The organism is Virgibacillus carmonensis, assembly GCF_057836705.1.
In genome coordinates this window covers 1-544 of sequence record NZ_JBYQFJ010000356.1, presented here as the reverse complement: position 1 = coordinate 544, position 544 = coordinate 1, and the positions used below count along the sequence as shown (strand labels likewise).

The following is a 544-nucleotide window of genomic DNA, read 5'->3' as shown; positions in this document are numbered from 1 at the left end:
AATCTAAAAATGAAGGGGCTAATCCAAATCGGATTAGCCCCTTCTGATAAGCTAAAGCTTATAACCCGTCCGACTCTTAAACCGTTTCAACAAAACGGAACTTTCTACTCTTGTGATCCCTTGCACCGAATACAATTCATTATTAATAAAGATTTCCAGCATTTTAAAATCTTCCACCAGAACATGCATGTGCAGTGTACTTGGCCCAGTCATCTGGTAAATGCTCGCGACACTTGGATTGTCAGCGAGATTTTGCGCTACTTCCTGCAATTGTTTTGGTTCAACATCCACTTCGAAAAAGGCAGAAACATTCTTACCGATTTTCTCCGAGTTGATCACAACTGTAAAGTTCTCAATTATTCCCTTATCGATCAGGTTTTGTATTCTGTCTTTAACGGCGACTCGGGACAACCCAACCTTCTCTGCCAGCTTTACATATGAAATTCTTCCATCCTCGACTAATATCTCTAAAAGTTCTTGATCAATGCTATCATAGTCCATCGCATTTGCTCCTAAAAAATAATAGTGTATCGTTCCTTTTTAT

At 39.2% G+C, this 544-nt stretch carries 1 protein-coding gene; it reads right to left on the bottom strand.

Annotated features, from left to right (window positions below):
• Positions 1-51: 51 nt before the first annotated feature.
• Positions 52-501 carry an Lrp/AsnC family transcriptional regulator gene (locus tag AC3G7N_RS22330; protein WP_089061413.1) on the bottom strand — a complete coding sequence of 150 codons (450 nt, stop codon included), beginning with the start codon at positions 499-501 and terminating at the stop codon, positions 52-54.
• Positions 502-544 lie beyond the last annotated feature (43 nt).

Coding starts and splice junctions, on each gene's coding strand:
- AC3G7N_RS22330 (WP_089061413.1), bottom strand. CDS start 501: ATGGACTATGATAGCATTGATCAAGAACTTTTAGAGATATTAGTCGAG.